Source organism: Streptomyces sp. HUAS TT7, from assembly GCF_051550175.1.
In the GTDB taxonomy this organism is placed as follows: Bacteria; Actinomycetota; Actinomycetes; order Streptomycetales; family Streptomycetaceae; genus Streptomyces.
Window position 1 is genome coordinate 8,455,470 of the sequence record NZ_CP196175.1, and the last position, 16,397, is coordinate 8,471,866.

11 protein-coding genes are annotated in these 16,397 nt (G+C 69.6%); 2 read left to right on the plus strand and 9 right to left on the minus strand.

Features of this window, described 5'->3' with window-relative positions; genetic code table 11:
• Positions 1-5 precede the first annotated feature (5 nt).
• Genes fabF through ACSHXC_RS38430 form a run of 3 tightly spaced genes read right to left on the minus strand, consistent with a single transcriptional unit; the run spans position 6 to position 5,613 of the window.
• Entirely contained in the window at positions 6-1,283 is a 1,278-nt protein-coding gene (fabF, locus tag ACSHXC_RS38420) for a beta-ketoacyl-ACP synthase II (RefSeq protein WP_438295956.1), read from the minus strand.
• On the minus strand, positions 1,280-2,959 hold the full coding sequence (locus ACSHXC_RS38425; RefSeq protein ID WP_438295957.1) for a thiamine pyrophosphate-binding protein: 1,680 nt from the start codon (positions 2,957-2,959) through the stop codon (positions 1,280-1,282). Before ACSHXC_RS38425 ends, fabF begins: the two co-directional genes overlap by 4 nt.
• Complete coding sequence (locus tag ACSHXC_RS38430) at positions 2,956-5,613, minus strand: aldehyde dehydrogenase family protein (protein ID WP_438295958.1); 2,658 nt, start codon at positions 5,611-5,613, stop codon at positions 2,956-2,958. Before ACSHXC_RS38430 ends, ACSHXC_RS38425 begins: the two co-directional genes overlap by 4 nt.
• Positions 5,614-6,385: 772 nt before the next feature.
• Here ACSHXC_RS38430 and ACSHXC_RS38435 point away from each other — a divergent pair.
• Both ACSHXC_RS38435 and ACSHXC_RS38440 read left to right on the plus strand, forming a co-directional pair.
• Entirely contained in the window at positions 6,386-6,556 is a 171-nt protein-coding gene (locus tag ACSHXC_RS38435) for a hypothetical protein (protein WP_438295959.1), read from the plus strand.
• Between the two features lie 148 nt (positions 6,557-6,704).
• Complete coding sequence (locus ACSHXC_RS38440) at positions 6,705-8,099, plus strand: M1 family metallopeptidase (RefSeq protein WP_438295960.1); 1,395 nt, start codon at positions 6,705-6,707, stop codon at positions 8,097-8,099.
• A 91-nt stretch (positions 8,100-8,190) separates the two neighbouring features.
• On the opposite strand, the gene ACSHXC_RS38445 is transcribed toward ACSHXC_RS38440, so the two are convergent.
• From ACSHXC_RS38445 to ACSHXC_RS38470, 6 genes are all read right to left on the minus strand, one after another.
• Positions 8,191-9,741, minus strand: coding sequence for a GMC family oxidoreductase (locus tag ACSHXC_RS38445; RefSeq protein WP_438295961.1), 1,551 nt, complete (start codon positions 9,739-9,741; stop codon positions 8,191-8,193).
• A gap of 42 nt (positions 9,742-9,783) precedes the next feature.
• Positions 9,784-11,355: an APC family permease gene (locus ACSHXC_RS38450; RefSeq protein ID WP_438295962.1), complete on the minus strand. Its 1,572-nt coding sequence runs from the start codon at positions 11,353-11,355 to the stop codon at positions 9,784-9,786.
• A gap of 65 nt (positions 11,356-11,420) precedes the next feature.
• Positions 11,421-12,890, minus strand: coding sequence for an aldehyde dehydrogenase family protein (locus tag ACSHXC_RS38455; RefSeq protein WP_438295963.1), 1,470 nt, complete (start codon positions 12,888-12,890; stop codon positions 11,421-11,423).
• Between the two features lie 131 nt (positions 12,891-13,021).
• A complete protein-coding gene (locus tag ACSHXC_RS38460; RefSeq protein WP_438295964.1) occupies positions 13,022-14,692 on the minus strand; it encodes a protein kinase domain-containing protein in 1,671 nt (556 codons plus the stop codon).
• A 253-nt stretch (positions 14,693-14,945) separates the two neighbouring features.
• Entirely contained in the window at positions 14,946-15,680 is a 735-nt protein-coding gene (locus ACSHXC_RS38465) for an alpha/beta hydrolase (protein ID WP_438295965.1), read from the minus strand.
• A gap of 244 nt (positions 15,681-15,924) precedes the next feature.
• Entirely contained in the window at positions 15,925-16,380 is a 456-nt protein-coding gene (locus ACSHXC_RS38470; protein ID WP_438295966.1) for a hypothetical protein, read from the minus strand.
• Positions 16,381-16,397 lie beyond the last annotated feature (17 nt).

Here is a 16,397-nt window from a genome sequence, read left to right on the forward strand (position 1 = left end):
GGCCCTCATACTGCCCGGACCACGAGAGCGGCATTGTGGCCGCCGAAGCCGAACGAGTTGCTGAGAGCGATCCGCATGCGCTCGTGGTGCTGCGCCCGGTGCGGCACGAAGTTGATGTCCGGGTCGATCGGCTCGTCGCAGTTGATGGTCGGAGGGACGTCACCGGTGCGGAGGACCTGGATCGAAGCCACGAGCTCCACCGCTCCGGCGGCACCGATCATGTGCCCGGTCATCGACTTGGTGGAGCTGACCGGGATCCGGGTGACACGATCGCCGAGGACCTTGCGCAGGACGGCCGTTTCGGTGGCGTCGTTCAGCAGCGTTCCGGTGCCGTGCGCGTTGACGTAGTCCACGTCCGACCCCGATATCCCCGCGTCGCGCAGCGCTGCCTCGACGGCGAGGCACGCGCCCCGTCCCTCCGGGTGCGGGGCGGTCCAGTGATGGGCGTCGGAACTCGCTCCGTACCCCGTGAGTTCGGCCAAGGCCGTCGCCCCTCGCCTGTCGGCCACCTCGGAGGCCTCCAACACCACCACGGCGGCTCCCTCACTCATCACGAACCCATCGCGGTGCACATCGAACGGCCGGCACGCCGCGGTCGGGTCGTCGTTGCGTCGGGACAGCGCGCGGGCGTTGCCGCTGCCCGCGAGGTCGACGGCGGTGACACAGGCGTCGGCGCCGCCGACCAGGACGATGTCCGCCTCCCCATGGCTGATCATGCGCATCCCCGCGCCCACCGCGTCGGCGCCGCTGGCGCACGCCGTGCTCTGGGCCCGGCTGGGCCCCTGGGTGCCCAGACGCATGCTGATTTCGCCGGCAGCGCTGTCCATGGCGGTGGTGACCTGGGCGAAGGGGCTGATGGCCCGTGGCCCTTTGTCCCGCAGCGTGTTGGCGGCACGGTAGATCGACCCCACCGGGCCGTATCCACTGCCGATGATCACGGCGACCCGCGGCGCCAGCCGCTCGTCGACGACGAGTCCGGCGTGCTCGCAAGCCTCCAGCGCCGCGGCGAGGGCGTACTGCGCGTACGGGTCGGTGCGTCGGCTGACAGGTGTGGGCATGTAGCGGCTGGGTGTGAAGTCGCGGACCTGGCCGCCGATCCGGACTCCGAGACCGGTCACGTCAATCGCGTCCACGGTGTCGATGCCGCTGCGCCCGGCCAGCATCGCCCTCCACGTCTCGTCGACGCTGTGGCCCAGCGGCGTCACCGCCCCGTACCCGGTGACCATCACCTGGCGTCGAGACCGGCCGCACCCGGCGGCGCCTCGCACCCCTGCGTCCGTCACTGGGGCACCACCTCGGCGTCACGGATGGGTGGGGGGATGTCGTCGGGGGCGACCGGCACCATGAGCACGGCCGTTCCTCCCCGGGAGCAGAACCGTCGCGCGGCAAGAATCTCGCTGGTCAGCGTGGACTTGTCGCGCAGCACCCGACAGCGGATGTCCGGCCCGTCCACCACGGGCGGCGGTGCTCCCGGGCGGGTGAAGGGGTAGCGGTCGGCGTCGAGGCCGAGGCGGGCGCGCTGGGCGTCCAGCCAGCCGTAGCCGCCGTTGCACAACACCACATACAGAACGCCACCGTGGGCCGGAGCGGCGACGGCGATGTCCGCGCGAGCCGCGAGGAACGCCCCGTCCCCGATGAACGCGGTGACCTCGTGGTCCGGGGCGGCCCGCTTGACCCCGATGGCCGCGGCCGCCCCGAAGCCCAAGGGGGTCTGCTCCGACGGGACGATGGACCCGCCACCGACGTGGAAGGGGAAGCAGTAGGACCACATGTCCTGCAGCCCGTTCTCCTGGACCAGCACGCGTGCCTCGCCGGCGGTGGCGTCGAGCGCGGCGAGCAGCTCGGCGATGCGGACCCCGGGCAGCGTCGCCGCGCGGACCAGCTCCGCTTCCACGTCGCGCGACATGGCCTTGCGGGCGTCGGCGATCCTGCCCGCCCACACCTCGGTCTTGCGGTGTTCATCCAGCGCCCGCGACCAGCCGAGCACGGCGTGCCGGGCGTCTCCGAGCACGCGCGGACCCGGGAACTCGGCCGATAGGCCGCCCGGATCGACATTGACCTGCACCACCGTGACCGAGGGCCATGGCGTTCCGCCTTCGACGACCGTCTCCTCCAGTCGCCCGGCGAGCGACACCACCAGGTCACACGATGACCACAGGGCACGGGCGGGGGCCGCGGCGTAGAGGCCCGCCACGCCGCAGAACAGCGGGTGGCGCTCGTCGACGGCACCACGGCCGGACGCGGTGGTGAAGAGCGCCGCGCCGAGGTGTTCGGCGAAGCGCTCGACCGCACCGTCGTCGTTGCGGTGCCGCATTCCGCCGCCCACGAGGACGACCGGACGCCGGCTCGCGCCGATCGCCGCCAGCGCCGGTCCCCACGTCACGGGACCGGGCTCAAGGACCAGTGGTTCGGGCAGTGTTGGCCGCGGTCCGGTGACGAGGACCTCCGCCGTGCGGACGTCGTCGGGTATCTCCAGGTACACGGGTCCCGCCGGCGGCCCCACGGCTCGGGTCAGTGCCGTCACCGTCGCGGGGACGACCCGGTCGGGATGACCCACCCGGTGCGCCCATCGCACGAGGGGCGCTGTCACGGCGACCTGGTCGAGTTCCTGGAATCCACCGCTGCCCCGGCGTCTTTCGGGCACGCCGGCGGCGAGCACGAGGACCGGTGCACCGGACTCCCGCGCCTCGAGCAGCCCCGTGGCCGCATGGGTGACCGCCGGCCCTTTGCCCAGCGCGCATACGGCGAGCCGCCCTGACTGCAGCGCATAACCGGTCGCCATGTACATCGCGTTGCGCTGGTCACGGCACGGTACGAGGTCCAGGCCGGCAGCGTCGAGGGCGCGGAGCAACTCCAGATCGTCGCCGGGTAGCCCGAAGCAGGTGTCGACCCCGTTCGCCACCAGCAGGTCGACGATCGCGGACCACGCGTCGGCGTACCGTTTGCTCGCCTCGGTCACTTCCCACCCACCGCGACAGGGGCAGCCGTCGGGAGATGCTGCGCGACGGCCTGCGACACGAGCAGTGGTTCGGCGTGCCGCTCGCCGCCGTAGGAGATGTAGTTCGCCATCATCCCGAATCCGCCGAACGGGCGGTTGCCGTCCTCGGCGTCGAGCAGCGTGTGGTTGACACAGGTCTGGTGACGCCTGGCTAGGACTTTCACCGTCTCCGGATCGTTTCCGTAGACCATCGCTCCCAGCGCGCGTTCGCTGAAGTAAGGGCTCGACAGCCGTTCACGCAACCGCCTGGCACTGGGGTAGGCCACGACGTTGAACACCGGGGCGAACATCTCGTCGAGGGGCATCTTGTCGTCGAAGTCCCACAGCAGCACGGTCGGCTCGATCCTGCGGGACGGTAGATCGATGCGTCCGCCGTGCCGGATGCGACTCGCATGACGCACCAGGTAGGCCGAGCAATTCACCAGCGCCGAGGTGTAGTAGATCGGACCGTAGTCGGCAGCGGGGTCGCTGTTCTGTCCGAAACGCAGTGAATTCAGTTCCGCGGACAACACGTCGATGAATTCCTCGGTGCGGCCCTGCGGCGCGAACACGACGTCGGGACCGAAACAGTCCTGGCCCGAGTTGTAGAGGCGGATGTTCGTGACGTCATGTGCGGCGCGCGTGAGATCGGCGTCGGGTGCGATCACGAAGGGGTTGATGCCGCGACCGAAGAAGAGAAAGAGCTGGTCTTCCGCCAGCCCTTCGCGGATGGTCTCGGCATTGGAGTAATTGCCGGTGAAGACGATGAGGTCCGCCTCGCGAACCGGTCCCGTCACGAACTTGCGCTGGCTGAGCTCGGAAAGCTTGATGGGTAAGCCGTGAACCGGCGCCAGCAGAGCATGCAGGCGTTGCATCTGGCTTTTTATCTCGGACGATGGGCGAAAGGTGATGGTGTCGCTGTAGAGGGACGCCACGAGCGTGTACAGCGCGTAGGAATACAGCGGGATGTTGGAGGGCATGAAGACCGCGGTCCGGGGCACGCGGCCGGGCCGGACCCGGCGGATCTCGTCCTCCGCCCCATCGAGGGCCGCGAGGAACGAACGAATCTCGGCGCCGGCGGTCTGGTGGGGCGAGATTTCGGTGAGAATGCTCAGCACCGCGTCTTCGTTGTCGGCCACGTACCGGCGCACCGCACGCAGCCCATCGACACGGTCGGCGAAGGGAATGCGGTAGTCGGTTGTGCCGAAAGTCGAGCCGGAGGCGGTTGTTTCGGTGGTCGTGTGGTGCGACACGGGCAGCGAGGTCACAGCAATTTTCTCCAGAACGGCCAGGTTGGGCTTTCCCGTGTTCGTGAGGGGCAACGCGGGAAGCACGACAATGTGGTCGGGCTGTTCGTAGCGGGCGAGCACAGGGCGCAGTACGCGCTTCCAGTGCGCGGGCTCGTGATCGTCCGGGTCCGCGATCACGAACACCAGGCGACAGCCCAGACGCTCGTCGGGGACGGCGACGACCTCCGTCTGCGCGCCGGCCGACTCGGCCCGCTCGGCGAGATGGTCGGGATAGAGGGTGTGGCCGTCACGGTGCACGGCCCGTTTGCGCCCGACCGGGAAGACGCGGCCCGCGTCGTCGAGCAGGCCGATGTCGCCGGTGCGGTGAACGGGACCCGAAACCGGAATGATCTCGCCGTCATCGCCCAGATGACCGGTCATCAGGCCCTCACTGCGTACGACGAGTTCGCCGAGCTTGCCGTTGGGAAGCGGCCTGCCCTGGTCGTCGTGGACTTCGACGACCACGCCGGGCAGTGGCGTGCCGCACCCGACCGGATCGGTGTGCGACGCCAGCGCGATGTTTCCCACCTCGGTCGCCCCGTAGCCGTCCAGCAGGTGCCGGCCCGTGCGGGCGTGGAACCGGGCAGCCAGGCTGCGTCCCAGCGGCGCACCGCCCACACACCAGGCTCGTACCGCCTTCAGTTCGTCGGCCAGAGCGGGACGACGGTCGAACAGGTTGAGCAGGCTGTAGTAGGTCGACGGGGCCCCGTCCACGACGGAGAGGCCGTGGCCCGCGCCCACTTCAAGCGCGCGGTCCAGGCGCGTGGTCGGCCCGTAGACCACCAGCGTTCCTCCGCCCAGCCACCAGCAGAGGACGAGCGACAGACCATATTGGTGGGAGTACGGCAGGACGGGCAGGAAGACGTCGTCGGGGCGGTAGCCCATGCGTTCGGCGCTGACTGCGAGGTTGTCCAGAATCGAGTGACCGGAGCGCACTATCCCGCGGGGGGTGCCCGTCGTGCCCGACGACCACGAGATCGCGGCGTCCTGGCGCCGTGCCCAGGTCGAGACATCGGGCACGGCCGTCGTGTTCCCCGCGGGCCGTCGCTCCGCGGTGTCGCCCATGTCGTCGCCGGTGTCGAGCACCACGCGCGCCTGAGCGCGGATCTGCGATCGCTGCGACGGGGAGGCTCGGTGGTCGGCCAGAACCACCGAAGCGTCGAGATGAATGAGCGCGAGCAGACCGACGACCCATTCCGGGGAATTGGCCCCGCTCATCATCACCCGCGAACCAGGTTCAATACCGCGGCGTGCAAGAAGTTCGGCGGTATCGAATACACGGGCCGCGATTTCGTCTGTGTCCCAGATGCATCCCTCGGGCGAGATTAAGCACCTGAAAATGGGCACACGTGCTCCTTAACGCCAGGCTGTGTGTTCGGCTTCCAGGACGTGCACGCTTGTAAACCCAAGGTCCCGCAATAACGTCTACTTCTGTCTAGAAAATTCCATCTAAAGACCATCCCATACCCGCAGGCCGGTGTCGAGTGCCCCAACGGAAGTAGTTGAATGTGGCGCGTATGGAGTCATCGAGTGCCTCGTGGCGGAAGGGAAACGTGACAAGTGGCCAGTTCTTTTCGATGACCTCGTGGCGCGATTTTGCCTACGATTTCGCGAAGAGTTGACTGGTTCCTGTCGGACCGTTCATGACATCTCCCGCGTACTCTCCTGACTTCTCCGGCCGTCGGCCTCCGGGCCCGGCGGGGCTTCCCTGATGTCGATGAGCCAGCGGCGGTGGGCCAATCGCAGGAAGGATCCGGCGATGTCGGGCCGGGCAGAGCTCCTCGTGACCGGCTGAGGCTTACACGTGGCCAACGGGCCGTCACTCTTGTCCGCTGCGGCACCCAGAAGAGAAGAGCCCGACTGGAAACGGTGCAGATCCTGTGACCGCCTCGCCAGGGGCGAGTTCTCGCTTGCTGCCTTGATCGTTTGGTTCGTAGGGTCTTGAACGGCGGAACGACCAACCGCCGATTTCACAGCACAGCACAGCACCACCTCCAGTACCGCGCCGACACTCACGGGGATGTGAACGACCTGCTGGCAAAGCCCGGCACGGACACCACCTTTGGGCGGGACACGTATTGGACGATCTCGGCTTCGGCCGGTTGAACTCGGAGTAGTCATGACGGCAGCTGAATTGAAAGCAAACCGTGTGCGGTCCACGGCGGTTGCGGCATCCGCAGGTGTCGCCGGTGTCCTGGTGGCCAAGGGCGACGGCTGGCTGAGCTGGGTGCTCGCGGTCGCTGCCGCAGCAGGGATCGGGGGAGTGGCACGCTGGTGGCAGCGCCGGTAGACGAGGCAACAGGGCGTTGAGTGAGACGCCGGGTAGCCGGCCGTGACCCCTTGCGCCACGGACGCCTCAACCTCGGCGGCGGACTTGACGGCGGCGGCTTTCGTCGGAGGGGTCGCGTCCGTTCGCGCCCCTCTCTAGCCTCGCGCTCATGACTTCAACTCGTCGGCGTCTGTGGTTGGTTGAACTCTTCGCTCTCGTCGCCGCCATCCTCCTCGGCGTCCCGGCCGCTCATGCCGCTGAGGAGGCCTCGCTCACCCCCGACCGGATCGGCTACGACGTGGCGTTGCGCTCCGATGCCACGGGCACGAACTGGGCCGGGCGGGAGCGGATTTCGTTCACCCACACGGGCACGGGCACGGGCCCGGCCTTGCGCGAGGTGTACGTACGGCTGTGGGGCAACGGCGCCGACGGTTGCGGCGGTCCCGGCTCGCCGTCGCCGGTCCGCGTTTCCCGGTTCGAGGGCGGGACCGCCGACGCCCTGTCCGTGAACTGCACCGCGCTGCGCATCAGCCTGACGCATCCGCTCTCTCCGGGCGCCCGGACGTCCGTGTCCTTCGACGTGTCACTCACCGTGCCGGGCCGCATGGCGCGGTTCGGCAGCGGCGGTGCGTACCGCTATCTCGGCAACGCGCTTCCCGTCCTGTCCGTGCGCGACGAGGACGGCTGGCACCTGGCGCCCGATGTGGGATTCGGGGAGAGCTACTTCACCCTCGCCGCGGACTTCCGGGTCGTCCTGGACCACCCGTCGGAGCTCTCCGTGCCGGCGACCGGTACGACGACGACCCACCCCGGTGGCGCGGGGCGCTCCGTCACGGTCTCCACCGCGCACCACGCACGGGACTTCGCCTGGGCGGCCGGCCCGTTCCGCACGGCCACCGCCACCAGCCCGGGCGGCGTGACCGTACGGGCGCACTGGACCGCGGACACCGATGCGGGCGGGGTCACATCGGCCCGGAGCGAGGCAGCCCGGGCCGTGGACTTGTTCGGGGAGCGGTTCGGCCGCTACCCGTACGGTGAGCTGGACATCGTCCTGAGCCCGGACTTCACGTTCGGCAGCATGGAGTACCCGGGCTTCGTGCTGGTGTGGACGGGGCCGGACGGCAGTGCCGTGGTCCACGAGATCGCCCACCAGTGGTGGTACGGGATCGTGGGCAACGACGAATACACCTCTCCTTGGCTGGACGAGGCGTTCGCCACCTACGCGCAGGATCTCTTCTACGGCGAGAACGGGCAAGGCTGCTGGGCGGATGTGCACTGGCCCCGCCCCGACGCCGCGATCACTTCCACGATGGGCTACTGGGCCCGTCCACCGGGCAACAACGGCTGGTCCTTTGTCGTCTACCGGGCGGGCTCGTGCGCGCTGCACGACTTGGAGCGCGAACTCGGCAGCCCGGCGATGGAGCGGATGCTGCAGCAGTACGCCCGCGACCACTGGTACGGCGTCTCCACCAACGCCGCCTTCATGCGAGCCGCGCAGGAGGCGTCCGGCCGTGACCTGACGCGGTTCTGGGAGGAGCACCGGATCCGGGCGCACGACAGCTGACCCTGCTTGCCGTGCGCCGGGCCGGCGGCGAGGCGGAAGCGGGTGTGCAGCTCCCCGGAACGCACTTTGTCATGCCGTCCGCCCCGCTCGTTCAGTCTTGCTCGCCCTTCAGTAGATCCGCGCACTTCTCCCCGATCATCATCGTCGTGATGCATGGATTGACCGCCGGCAGGAACGGCATCACCGATGCGTCCGCCACCCGCAGTCCGCGCACGCCCTTGACCCGCAGCTGCGGGTCGAGAGCCGCGTCCGCGTCGTCCGGCGCGCCCATGCGTACGGTGCCCGCCGGGTGGTAGACGGTGTTGTGGGTCTTGCGGATGTAGTCGAGGAGCTCGTCGTCGGACCGGGTGTCCGGGCCCGGGGCCAGCTCCCTGCCGGCCCAATCGGCCATCGCGGGCTGGGAGATGATCTCCCGGGCGAGCCGCAGGCCCGTCGTCATCACACGTACGTCGTGCTCGTCCGTGAAGTAGCGCGGGTCGACGCGCGGCTTGTCGCGGAAGTCGCGGGTGCGCAGCCGGACGGTGCCCATCGAGCGGGCACGGGTGACGTTCGGGGTCAGACAGAAGGCGTTGTCGGAGGTGGGGTAGCCGCGCCGGTAGGTGTTCATGTCGAACGGCATCGAGCCGTAGTGGAACATGAGGTCCGGGCGGTCCAGGCCCGGCCGGGTGTCGGCGAAGATGCCGATCTCCCACCACTGTGTGGACGTGGTGACCATCGGGCGTTTCGCCTCCCACATGATCACGCCCTCCGGGTGGTCCTGCAGATGCGAGCCGACGGCGGGGAGATCGACGGCTACGTCCACACCGGCTTCGCGCAGGTGCCCGGCCGGGCCGATGCCCGACAGCATCAGCAGCTTGGGGGAGTCGATCGCGCCGCAGGAGACGATCACCTCGCGCCGGGCGCCGACGCTCCCGGTGTGGATCAGATCCGGGGCCTGGTACTCGACCCCCGTGCAGCGCATGTCCGCGTCGAACACCAGGCGTTTGGCGTGGAGGCCGGTGCGAACCTCCAGGTTCGGCCGCTTGCCCAGAACGGGGTGGAGGTAGGAGACCGAGGCCGAGGAACGGGTGCCGTCCGGGCGGCAGTTGATCTGGAACCAGTGCGCGCCGCGCTTGACCGTCGTACCGGTGTTGAACGGCGTGACGGGGATGCCGGTCTGGGCGCAGGCCTCCAGCAGGGCCGATCCGCACGGGTCGTTCGGCGGGACGGTGCGGATGGTCACCGGGCCGGTGCGGCCGTGGTGGTCACCGGGCGCGTCGTTGGTCTCCAGGCGCTGGTAGAGGGGGAAGCAGTCCGCGGCGCTCCATCCGGTGCAGCCCAGGGCGCCCCACTCGTCGAGGTCCTCGGCCGGGGCCCAGAAGGCGATGCAGGAGTTGTGCGAGGAGCAGCCGCCGAGCACCTTGGCCCGTGCGTGCCGCATGAAGCTGTTGCCGTTCTCCTGCGGTTCCACCGGGTAGTCCCAGTCGTAGCCGGATTCCAGCAGTCCCATCCACCGGTCGAGGCGCAGGATGGCGTCGTCGCCGACGTCGGAGGGTCCGGCCTCCAGGACGCAGACGGTGACTGACGGGTCCTCGGTCAGCCGTGCGGCCACCACTGCCCCGGCGGTGCCGCCGCCGACCACCACGTAGTCGAACTCCTCCACGTCAGCTCCTTCTTGTCGCACGATGCGCTCTCACGCGCGGTCTCACGCTCCGCCGTGGGCCGGTGGGGGCTCCGGAGGTTCCCCGATGGAGTGTTCGGCGAGAACGCCGGTCTTCCCGCGTTGGACGAACCAGTAGTAGGTGAAGCCGCCGGCCGCGACGACGCCGACGAACAGGACGCCGCCCCAGCGCAGGTACCAGTGCTGGGGCCCGGTGACGTTGTAGACCTCGGCGCGCGGCCACAGCAGGTTGACCGTCATCGCGGTGCCCCAGAGCACGGCCAGGATGTTGACCGGCAGGCCGAGGCGGCCCAGCGAGAAGTGGTCGGTCGCAGACGTCCAGCCGCCGCGCAGCCGCTGGACCAGCATGGGGATCGTGACCAGCAGATACGCGACGTAGATCATGACGATGGCGATGCTGGTGACGACGGAGAAGATCTGCGGCTGGTTGATGTTGACGACCAGGATGGCGATTGCCACGAACCCGATGAGACAGGTGGCGAGCACCGGTGTCTGGAACCTCGGGCTGAGCCTGGCCAGTTTCGATCCGGCCGGCAGGTTGTTGTCGCGGGCCATCGCGAAGGCCAGCCGCAGACCGGCGGTCTGTACGGACAACGCGCACACGGTGATGGCGATGGCGACGCACCACAGCACGGCCAGGCCGACCGATTTGCCGAGCGCGGCCTTCACCACGTACTGCAGACCGTCCACGGACAGCTGCTTGGCATGCAGATCCGGCGTGGCAAGCAGAGCGAAGAGGAGGATCAGGCCGCCGAGCACGAAGGAGGCGATGAGCGCGCGCAGGATGGCGCGTGGAGCGTTGCGTGCCGGGTCGATGGACTCCTCACCGAGCGAGGAGGCGGTGTCGAAGCCGTACATCACATACGCCGAGGCGAGCGAGGCGGTCAGAAACGCGCCGAAGTAGCCGAGCGTCTGCCCCTGGCCGAAGCCCGAGGTCTGCACGATGGCGCTCGGTCCGCGGGTGATGTGGGCGGCGAGCAGCACCACCAGTACCACCGCGGCGATCAGCTCGATGAAGACTCCGGCGGAGTTGATGGTGGCCATCAGCTTCACCCCGAAGGCGTTGACCAGGGTGGTGAAGACGATCAGGATCGTGCCGAGCAGCACGGCGTTGGCGGCCGCGTCGTACTTGCCCGTGCCGTCCCCGACGACCTGGAAGACGCTGGAGATCTGAGGCAGCGTCAACTGGTAGGCGAGCGCCACGGCGGCCAGTGACACCATGGTCGCGATCGTCATCATCCAGCCCGCCAACCAGCCGACGTGCGGACCGCCGGTGTACTTGGACCAGTTGTAGACCGACCCCGCGACGGGGAAGCGCGCGGCGAGCTCGCAGAAGCACAGCGCCACCATCAGCTGGCCGAGGAAGACCATCGGCCAGGACCACCAGTAGCCGGGCCCGGCGAAGCTGACGCCGAAGTAGAACAGCTGGAAGGTGCCGGTCAGGATCGAGATGTAGCTGATTCCGGCGGCGAAGGTGTGGAAGTTGCCGAGCGTGCGCTTGAGTCCGGGCTTGTAGCCCAGTTCGGTGAGTGCCGCGTCGTGGTCCGAGCTGTCGCTCGCGGCTGGTTCCGGTCGGTCGGGCGGGACGTCCGGCATGACGGTTCTCCTGGTTCCGTACAGGAAGGGTGCGGGGCGGCGGGGTCACGCCCGGGGCCGCGGGGTCACTCGAACCACCGCTGCGGCCGGGGTGCCGTGTTGCGCCAGATGTGCTTGGCCTCCTGGTACTCCGCGAGTCCCGCCGGTCCCAGCTCCCTGCCGAAGCCGGACTGCTTCATGCCACCCCACTCGGCCTGCGGCACGTACGGATGGAAGTCGTTGATCCACACCGTCCCGGCGCGAAGCCGGGACGCCACCCGGTGGGCGCGCTCCGCGTCCTGTGTCCAGACCGCCCCGGCCAGGCCGTAGACGGTGTCGTTGGCGAGCGCGACCGCCTCGGCCTCGTCGCGGAACCGCTCGACGGTCAGCACCGGGCCGAAGGACTCGTCACGCACCACCGACATGCCGGGGGCGCACTCGTCGAGCACGGTGGGCGGATAGTAGAAGCCGCCGCGCAGCGCCGGGTCGTCGGGGCGGGCACCACCGCAGCGCAGGACGGCACCCTCGGCCACTCCGGCGGCCACATACGCCTCGACCTTGTCGCGGTGCGCGGCCGAGATCAGCGGTCCGGTACGGGCGTTCTCGTCGAAGGGGCCGCCGAGCCGGATCTGCCGTGCCCGGCGCACCACCTCGTCCACGAACGCGTCGTGCAGCTCGTCCTGGACCAGCAGCCGCGCGCCCGCCGAACAGACCTGCCCGGAGTGCAGGAAGACCGCCATGAGGGCGTAGTCGACGGCGGTGTCGAACTCGGCGTCGGCGAAGACGATGTTCGGGTTCTTGCCGCCCAGCTCCAGGGCGATCTTCTTCACCGTGGGGGCGGCCGCTGCCATGATCCGCCGACCGGTGACCAGGCCGCCGGTGAAGGACACCAGATCCACCCGCTCGTCGGAGCTGAGCGGCGCGCCCGCGGTGGCGCCGGCGCCCAGTACCAGATTGGCGGCGCCGTCCGGCAGCCCTGCCTCGGTGAGCGTCCGCATCAGCAGGATCGCGGTGTGCGGGGTCAGTTCGCTGGGCTTGAGGACGAAGGTGTTGCCCGCGCCGAGGGCCGGGGCCACCTTCCAGGCGGTCTGCAGCAGCGGATAGTTCCAGGGGGTGATCAGCGAGCAGACGCCGACCGGCTCGTGCACGACCCTGCTGTCCGCGGCCGGGCTGCCGGTGTCGACGACGCGGTCGGTGCCGCCCGAGGCGACCAGATTGCCGAAATAGCGGAAGCAGGCCGCGATGTCGTCCATGTCGTACTGGCTCTCCACCAGCCGCTTCCCGGTGTCCAGGGATTCGGCCCGGGCGTACGCCTCCTTGTCCCGCTCCAGCAGGTCGCCGACGCGCAGCAGCAGCCGGCCGCGTTCGGCGGCCGGAGTGTGCGGCCACGGCCCCCGGTCGAACGCCTCGCGGGCGGCCGCCACGGCCGCGGCCGCGTCCTTGGGCCCGGCCTCGTCGACGGTGGCGACAAGGGTGCCGTCCGCTGGACAGCGGATCTCGCGCACCTCGCCGTCGACCGCGGACTCCCACTGGCCACCGATGAACAGCTCCGGCATGGCATCCCTCCGGGCTCGCATGAGGAAGCAAGGCGACCGGCGAATACGGTCCGTGACGAGCTCCGGGCTCAGCCTAAGTGGCCTGGATCACAGTGGCGACATGTGCGCCGCCAGTCGGCCCAGCCCGCGGATCAGTTCTGACAGCGGGCGAGTGTGCCGCCGTCCACGGTTGATTTGTCGCTGAATATCCAGCCTTCAGTGTGCGTGCCGTCGATACGGGCGTAGATCCACTTGTTGGCTTGGGCATTGGTGACATAGCAGTGGTAGTAGACCTTCGTGCCGGACTTGAGCGCGGTCACGTAGGAGCACGCCGCGTACGGCCCGGTGTAGAGGTGGGTGCCCTGGGCCGCGTGGCCGTAGCCGTCGCTGCTGTTCGAGTGGGCCCAGCCGGTGCAGGCCGTCGACACCGGGGTGGGCTCCTTCACCGTGGCACTGGGAGTTGCCTTTGGAGGGGCCGACGGGTGCCCGGTCGGCTTGTCACCTCCGGCGCTGGGCGCCGACGTGGGACTTTTCTCCCGGTCCTCGGCCTTCTTCGAGGGGGAGGTGGACGGCCCGCCCGCGTCAGACGTGGCACCGCCGGCGGGGGTGCTCGCGGTGGGAAGCGCCGTGTTCGACCCACCACCCTCGACGCCTCGCGTGTCCATCAGGGCGTAGGCGACTCCGCCGCAGGTCAGGACCGCGGCAGTCGCCACCGCGACGATGGTACGAGTGCGGCGCCGGGCGTTGACCGTCGTGGCACGGGTCTCGGAACCGCTGTGGTGACCGGCGTGTATGCCGGGCGCCATGCCCGGCTGCGCGGCGCCCGCCGGCGGAGGGGAGGCGTACGGGCCGGCCGACATGTAGGGAGCGGCGGGCTGGGGTGCGGGCGGGGAGAGCGGCGAGGCGAGGGCAGGTCCGAAGCCCGGCGGAGTGACGGGCTGGGGCGCCGGTGCCGCCGCGACGTCCGCGCCCGTGCCCCCGGCGACCGCCTCCAGCATCTCGCGCGCCTGCCCGGCGTCGGGCCGTTGCAGCGGGTCCTTGGCCATGAGGGCCTGCAGCACCGGGGCGAGCGGTCCGGCGCGCCGGGGCTCCGGGAGCGGGTCGCCGACGATCGCCGCCAGCGTGGACCACACCGACGTACGGCGGAAGGGCGATGCGCCCTCCACGGCCGCGTACAGCGTCATGCCGAGTGCCCAGATGTCCGACGCGGCACCCGGTACCTGGCCCTGTGCGCGCTCCGGCGGCAGAAAGTCGAGCGAGCCGACGATCTGACCGCTCTGGGTCAGCTTGGCCAGGGCCTCGTCGCCGGAGGTGTCGATGCTGGCGATGCCGAAGTCGGTCAGTACGACCCGGCCGCCGCGCTCCAGCAGTACGTTGCCGGGCTTGACGTCCCGGTGGAGGACCCCGGCCCGGTGTGCCGCGTCGAGCGCGTCCATCAACTTGGCGCCGATCGCGGCCGCTTCGCGGGGATCCAGTGAGCCGCGCTCCGCCAGCACGTCGTCGAGGGAGGGCCCGTCGACCAGCTCCATGACGATGACCGGAAGCCCCTGCTCCTCGACCACGTCGTGCACGGTGACCACACCGCTGTGACGGATACGGGCGGCGGCCTGCGCCTCCCGCTGCATCCGGTCCCGCAGCTCGGCCAGCTCGGCGGGGGAGGCGTCGGTGTAGGCGCGGAGGATCTTGACGGCGACCTCGCGGTTCAGCAACTGGTCCACCGCCCGGGCGACCACGCCCATGCCACCGCGGCCGATCGTCTCGGTCACGCGGTACCGCCCGCCCAGAACCTCGCCGGCCAGATCCGCGCCGTTCGCCCCCGTCACCTGTCACATCCCGTTCGTCGCACTGTTCGAAATTCGCCACGTGGCGGGCACCAGGGTAGGGGTTCGCGTATGTGCGAGTGCGCACGGCCCGGCTTTCGGCGAGCAGGGGGCACCCCCAACCGACAGTGCGGGCCCCTGCCGACTCGACCGGGGCCCGCGGTGCAAACAGCAGAGGAGCGCCGGGACTTGCCCTCGACGAGCAGCATCCCGTCCCACTCGGCTTACCGTCTGCTGTCGGCCTGACGGTCCGGCCTCACTTCAGGTGGCGGGTGAAGAACTTGGCCGCGGCGTCCCCTGCGAACTGCGGGACGCCGGTGTGCCCGCCCATGTTGGCGTGCAGGGACTTCTCCTTGGAGCCGAAGGCGTCGAACAGGTCCAGGGCTGCCTGCCGGTCGTTGCCTTCGTCGTCCCACTGCAGCAGGACGTGCAGCGGAATGGTGACCCGGCGGGCCTCCTCGAACGTGGCGCGGGGGATGAAACTCCCGGCGAAGAGCCCTGCGGCCACGATGCGCGGCTCGACCACCGCAAGGCGGACCCCGATGGAGATCACTCCTCCCGAGTACCCGACCGGGCCGCCGATCTCGGGCAGCGACAGCAGGGCGTCCAGGGCGGCCTGCCATTCCGGGACCGCCTTGTCGACGAGCGGGAGGATGAGGGCGTCGATGATCTCGTCGCCGATCGGCTCGCCGGACTCCTTGGCCCGGCGCAGGTCTGCGCGGGCCTGCTCGGCGGCAGGCCAACGGGGCCGGTCACCGCTCCCGGGGAGCTCGATGGTGGCCGTGGCGAAGCCATCCGCCGCGGCGCGCCGGGCTCGCGCCACCAGCCGGGGGTACATCCTTTGCAGTCCGAGCGTGGGGTGGCCGAGCAGGATCAGCGGTGCCGGCGCGGATGCGGATTCGGGCGTCCACAGGATGCCGGGGATCTCGCCGAGGGTGAATTCGCGCTTGAGGACACCGTCGCCGAGGCGCTGTTCAGAAGTGAATTGCATGGTCGTGCCTTTCGGAAGGGCTCATAACGGCGCTCCCGGACGACCTATCGCCCGACCGTGACTCCAGAGGAGAGCACCCATGTGAATACGTTCACGGGTACCACCTCCTCGTTCTCTCGCACGGCCTCCGGAAGGCTAGCAATGCTCGCTGTGACGCGCCAACGGGTTTTTGCGAGGGGAGTGCGGATCACCTGACCCGGCCCAGCCAATCCCACGGTGCTCCGCCTCGCACCGTGGGATTGGCTCAACTACGTCCGACGCCCTCGCTGGTGACCCTCAGAAGGTCGCGGTGAGGGTGTCGTCGTGCCAGTCGAGGACTCGGGACGGGGAGTGACGCATGGCGCCGGGGTGGCAGTGGGTGCCTGCTCCTTCCTCGCGGGAGGCCTTCGGCGAAGTCCACGACGGGAATGACGACTTTCTCCCAGTCCGGGCGGAAGACCAGGCCCTGGTGGTGCCGAGGTCCTGGCTGTCCGGGTCCGTCGAAGGTCAGCGCGGTGCAGCCGCGTTCGACAGCCGCCAGCGCATCGCTGAAGTGCAGTTCCTCGGCGGTTCCGTCGAAGCCGCTGTGCATGATCAGGGTCGGCCGCGGCGCCCTGGTGGTGTCGGCCCGGTAGAGGCCGCCGGGCGGAGCCTCGTAGGGGATGCGGACCCATTCGATGCGTGGGGTGTACAGGGCCGCCGCAGCCTGGAAACTGGCCACGCTGCGGTCGTAGGCGT